At 39.1% G+C, this 3780-nt stretch carries 4 protein-coding genes; 2 read left to right on the top strand and 2 right to left on the bottom strand.

From position 1 onward, the window contains the following. Positions 1-141 precede the first annotated feature (141 nt). The gene (locus tag WBM70_RS10955; RefSeq protein ID WP_424558538.1) at positions 142-2019 is read right to left on the bottom strand and encodes a TRAP transporter large permease subunit; all 1878 of its coding nucleotides are present in this window, start codon (positions 2017-2019) and stop codon (positions 142-144) included. 133 nt (positions 2020-2152) lie between these two features. After that, positions 2153-2392 carry a hypothetical protein gene (locus WBM70_RS10950; RefSeq protein ID WP_424558537.1) on the bottom strand — a complete coding sequence of 80 codons (240 nt, stop codon included), beginning with the start codon at positions 2390-2392 and terminating at the stop codon, positions 2153-2155. 82 nt (positions 2393-2474) lie between these two features. On the opposite strand from WBM70_RS10950, the gene WBM70_RS10945 reads away from it, so the two are divergent. Beyond that, complete coding sequence (locus tag WBM70_RS10945) at positions 2475-3113, top strand: L,D-transpeptidase (RefSeq protein ID WP_424558536.1); 639 nt, start codon at positions 2475-2477, stop codon at positions 3111-3113. A 27-nt stretch (positions 3114-3140) separates the two neighbouring features. After that, positions 3141-3780 (top strand): hypothetical protein (locus WBM70_RS10940; protein WP_424558535.1); only part of this gene is annotated, 640 nt, incomplete at its 3' end.

Genomic DNA, 3780 nt, shown 5'->3' with positions numbered 1-3780 from the left:
GCACGAAAAGAGGCTAAACTCACCGGTGATTATTCAAAATTTGAAGCTCTCAAAAAACAGGAACCGGGAAAAGAATAAAGCTTACTCCCCGAAACTTTTTCAAACACTATCTAACAATATTAACTTCCCATATAACTCATGCTACTTTCCAAACAGATAGATCAACTCCGGATAAGCGATGATGAGAAGAAGTGCCAAAAGCTGTAAACCTATGAACGGGATGACCCCTTTATATATGTCTCCTGTAGTGACCTTGTCACCTGCAGCACCTTTGAGATAGAAGAGTGCAAATCCAAATGGTGGCGTAAGAAATGATGCCTGTAAATTCATCGCTATGAGTATCGCGAACCATACAGGGTCTATGCCAAATGATGCCACTATAGGTACTAAGATAGGTACAACCACAAAAGCGATCTCTATAAAGTCTATGAAAAATCCCAACAGGAAAATGACCAACATAGCTATAAGGATGAACATCCACTGCTCTCCAATGTCTCCAGCAAAGAAATCCATCGCCATATCTCCGCCACCCAATTCATTGAAGACCAGTGAAAATGCTGTCGCTCCAATAAGGATCATAAATATCATAGCAGTAAGTTTGACTGTCTCTATGGCAGCATAGCGTACCATTTCATATGAGAAATTTCTTTTACTCCATGCCAACACCATAGCACCTAGTACACCTATAGCGGCAGATTCTGAAGGTGATGCTATCCCTGCAAAGATAGAACCCAATACTACACCAATAAGGAGCAAAGGAGGTATGATCTCTTTGATCGCCTCTTTAAGTACACTGCCATACGCTACATCTGATGCAATAGCAGGAGCGACATCTTTGTTGATATATGAGATGATCAAGATGTAAATGATATACAACGCTATGAGTAAAAGTCCTGGCACTACCGCAGCACGGAACAGGTCACCCACAGACAAATGCATCTGATCACCAAGGATAATAAGTACAATGGAAGGAGGTATAAGCTGTCCAAGCGTACCACTTGCAGCAATGGAACCTGAAGCCAATACAGGAGAGTAATGATGTTTAAGCATCAAGGGAAGTGCTATGAGACTCATCATCACTACAGATGCACCTACGATTCCTGTACTTGCAGCGAGTATAGCTCCTACCAATACCACAGAGATAGCCAACCCACCTCTAATAGATCCAAAAAGTTTAGCCATAGAAAGCAAGAGACCTTCTGCCATTTTAGACTTTTCAAGGATCAGACCCATAAAGATGAAGAGCGGCACTGCCATGAGTGTCGTGTTTCCCATGATACCATACGTTCTATATGGAAGCATCTCCAGAGTTGAAAGCCCTACATCATTATCAATCACAGCAAAAAGCAGTGCAACCCCTGCAAAAACAAAAGCCACTTGAAAGCCTGTCATCAGTAAAAAAAGTGTCAAAGCAAACATAAGCAGTACAGGCTCGAACCAGTATGCCATATCATAATGGTATGCAGTATAGATAAACCCACCCAGTATGATCACTATACCAAAAACACGCAGAAAAGTTTTTTTACTCTCTAACTTCTGTAATGCTTTAAGTATTTCACTCAGTGCCTGTATAATAAGAAGAATAAAAGAGAGTACCAATACGCCCTTAATGAGATAACGATGTGTCAATCCTCCAGGATCACTTGAAATTTCATTTTGCAGATAACTCTGCGTCAGCATATCCATAGAATCAGACAAAAAGACCAAAGAGAAAGGAATGACCAAAAGCAGCATCGAGAATATCTGAACGATGGCTTTAGTCTCTTTAGAGTAACGCTCAAAAAATATGTCTACCCTGACATGTTTATCATGTTTAAGCGCATACGTTAAGCCAAGTAAGAATATCACATCAAAAAGATGCCACTCTACTTCCTGAAGTGCTATAGAGCCAGCTGAAAAAAGATAACGCATCCCAGCGTCATATGCGACAAGAAGAGAAAGGAGCACAACCAAAAATGCGGATATCAGCCCTGCATATTTAGAAATACGGTCCCCGTTCGTTATAAAAATATGCTTCATGTGATACATGCTACTTTATGGAGAAAAATTTCATATGATTGACAAAACATTATTTAACACCTTTTTTATTGTATAAAGTTTTTCACTAAAGACCTTCAGTTGAAACTTTTCAACTCATAAAATGAAAGTATTTTTATTGAACTTTTTGCGCTGGATTACAGTGTTTACGCCCATAGTACCATCCATCCTGATAGTCTGCGCTTCCTCTGAACATCTCACTGTTTTTTGTATATTCTCCTTTAGCCGTAGCACAACCGTCATGATTACCCTTTTTAAAATCTGCTGAATCAGGTAATGTAGGTGCAGAGCTTGTACATGCTGACAATAAGAGAGATGTAGCTACAGCAAGTGATATATTGAGTATTTTTCTCATAGGTCTTCCTTGATTTAAATATTTTAAAGTATGATATCTTAATAATCTGTCAAAATTCTATCATAAGTACAAGGAGAACAAAATGAGAAAATTATTATCTATGGGAATCATAGCCATGTTGTCTGCACAGTTGTTACAGGCTGGACATCCAACAAGCAGGGTTTTACCTTTAAGTAAGTCAAAGTTTGCAGTGTTGGAAAAGGATGGAACGGAGAAAGTTGTAGATCTTGCAGGTCAAGATTATATCGTGGCTTCATTGAGGGAAAAAGGTGCAGACGGTGCAGCGTATGCGGTAGACGATGATGGTGTCATATGGTGGGCTGCGATCATCTCTTCTGGGGCAAAAGGACATGAAACACCATCAGGGATCTTTGATATCTTCCGAAAAGAACGTTTTTATATGTCAAAGTCATTTCCTGACCCTTCTGGTGTAAACAATATGGATTTTTCTTTATGGTTTACACAGCAAGGACATGCGATCCATATGGGTAATGATGATGCGATGTCTCATGGTTGTATACATGTAGGAGCAAAAGGGGCAAAGTCAATGTTTGAGTGGGCAAAGATCAATAAAACCAAAGTGGTCATCACACGAGAACATTATATGCCGTTTGCTTATTATGATCTTCTTAAAGCAGGATACAAAGAGACAGATAAAACACCAAACCATATTAAAAATGCCATTAGAGCCTTTCCTCCGGTTAAACCAAACACGAATTAATAAAATAGCTATGGGGGTAGCGTAACTATGACTAATAAAGACCTTTTATATATTGAAGATGACAATAAGCGAAAACTATTTTATCGTTTCACCCCTGCATCTATAGCTTCAAATTTTGTACCCTTGATTGTTATCTTATCTGAGGAAGGAAAAGCTGAAGCAACACACTTCGAGCACAAGATGTGGAATGTACTCACGCCCCTAGATAATTTTGGATATGAAAACAGAGGTTCTTTCTGGTTGGGTGAGAAGGGAGACTTTTTTGTCAAAGATCTTTTACAAAAGCTGATCCTTGAAATCGCCGAAGGGCATGAATGTGAAGATCATATTTATCTGTATGGAAGTTCTATGGGTGGCTACGGGGCCATTTTACACGGTATTTTATGCAAGGCAAATGCAGTCTATGCACATGCACCGCACATAAGACTACAAGAGACACACGATGCAGATACAGAACAGAAAAACTTTTACGATTCTATATTTGCCAAAACAGACTCTAAAGAAAATGATCTGACTCATTTTCTAAATCCTACAGATCCTTTTCCTATCTTTTACTTGTGTGACGATTGCTCTGCTGATGATAATGCTCCAGAAGATGAAACGGCATATTTTGCAGATGCCTGTAAAAAAAATGGCGTTAAATTTGACCTAGAACATTGTGTAAAGT

The organism is Sulfurovum sp. (assembly GCF_049668085.1).
In the GTDB taxonomy this organism is placed as follows: Bacteria; Campylobacterota; Campylobacteria; order Campylobacterales; family Sulfurovaceae; genus Sulfurovum.
This window is presented reverse-complemented; position numbering and strand designations above follow the sequence as displayed.

Excerpts from the sequence above, each read along its gene's own strand:
- WBM70_RS10955 (WP_424558538.1), bottom strand. The coding sequence starts at position 2,019 with ATGAAGCATATTTTTATAACGAACGGGGACCGTATTTCTAAATATGCA.
- WBM70_RS10950 (WP_424558537.1), bottom strand. The coding sequence starts at position 2,392 with ATGAGAAAAATACTCAATATATCACTTGCTGTAGCTACATCTCTCTTA.
- WBM70_RS10945 (WP_424558536.1), top strand. The coding sequence starts at position 2,475 with ATGAGAAAATTATTATCTATGGGAATCATAGCCATGTTGTCTGCACAG.